General features: G+C 67.1%; 1 protein-coding gene. It reads left to right on the top strand.

The window, feature by feature from the left end; genetic code table 11:
- The first annotated feature begins 10 nt into the window (after nucleotides 1–10).
- Entirely contained in the window at nucleotides 11–1543 is a 1533-nt protein-coding gene (locus ADL25_RS09890; protein ID WP_063805609.1) for an acyl-CoA carboxylase subunit beta, read from the top strand.
- Nucleotides 1544–1545 lie beyond the last annotated feature (2 nt).

Genomic DNA, 1545 nt, shown 5'->3' on the forward strand with positions numbered 1-1545 from the left:
GCGCGGGCGGGTGGCGGAGCTGCACGAGATCCGTGCGCAGGCTGTGGCCGGGCCCAGTGAGAAGGCGACCGAGGCGCAGCATGCCAAGGGCAAGCTGACGGCGCGGGAGCGTATCGAGCTGCTTGTGGACGCGGGTTCCTTCCAGGAGGTCGAGCAGCTGCGGCGGCATCGGGCGACGGGGTTCGGGCTGGAGACGAAGAAGCCGTACACCGATGGTGTGGTCACCGGCTGGGGCACGGTGGAGGGCCGGACGGTCTTCGTGTACGCCCATGACTTCCGTGTCTTCGGTGGTGCGCTGGGCGAGGCCCACGCCACGAAGATCCACAAGATCATGGACATGGCCATCGCGGCCGGTGCGCCGTTGGTGTCGCTGAACGACGGTGCGGGTGCGCGGATCCAGGAGGGTGTCAGCGCGCTCGCCGGGTACGGGGGCATCTTCCAGCGCAATACCCGGGCCTCGGGTGTGATTCCGCAGATCTCGGTGATGCTGGGCCCGTGTGCGGGTGGTGCGGCCTACAGTCCGGCGCTGACGGACTTCGTGTTCATGGTCCGTGAGACGTCGCAGATGTTCATCACCGGTCCGGACGTGGTCAAGGCCGTGACGGGTGAGGAGATCAGCCAGAACGGTCTGGGTGGTGCGGATGTGCACGCCGAGACCAGCGGGGTGTGCCACTTCGCCTACGACGACGAGGAGACGTGCATCGCCGAGGTGCGCTACCTGTTGTCGATGCTGCCGCAGAACAACCGGGAGAACCCGCCGCGGGTGGAGTCCGAGGACGCGGTGGACCGGCGCAGCGAGGTGCTGCTGGACCTGGTCCCGGCGGACGGCAACCGGCCCTACGACATGGCCAAGGTGATCGAGGAGATCGTCGACGACGGCGAGTACCTGGAGGTCCACGAGCGCTGGGCGCGGAACATCATCTGCGCGCTGGCCCGCCTGGACGGGCAGGTCGTCGGCATCATCGCCAACCAGCCCCAGACCCTCGCCGGTGTGCTGGACATCGAGGCGTCGGAAAAGGCTGCACGGTTTGTGCAGATGTGTGACGCTTTCAATATTCCGCTGGTGACGTTCCTGGACGTTCCGGGGTTCCTGCCCGGTGTCGACCAGGAGCACGGCGGGATCATCCGGCACGGTGCGAAGCTGCTGTACGCCTACTGCAACGCGACCGTGCCGCGGATCTCGCTGATCCTGCGGAAGGCGTACGGCGGTGCGTACATCGTGATGGACAGCCAGTCCATCGGGGCGGACCTCACCTACGCCTGGCCCACGAACGAGATCGCCGTGATGGGCGCGGAGGGTGCGGCCAACGTCATCTTCCGCCGCCAGATCGCCGGTGCGGAGGACCCCGAGGCCATGCGGGCACGCATGGTCAAGGAATACAAGTCCGAGCTGATGCACCCCTACTACGCGGCCGAACGCGGACTCGTCGACGACGTCATCGATCCCGCCGAGACCCGCGAGGTCCTCATCAAGTCCCTCGCGATGCTGCAGTCCAAGCACGCGGACCTGCCCTCCCGCAAACACGGCAACCCCCCGCAGTAACC

It is taken from the genome of Streptomyces sp. NRRL F-5122 (assembly GCF_001507435.1).
In the GTDB taxonomy this organism is placed as follows: Bacteria; Actinomycetota; Actinomycetes; order Streptomycetales; family Streptomycetaceae; genus Streptomyces; species Streptomyces lannensis.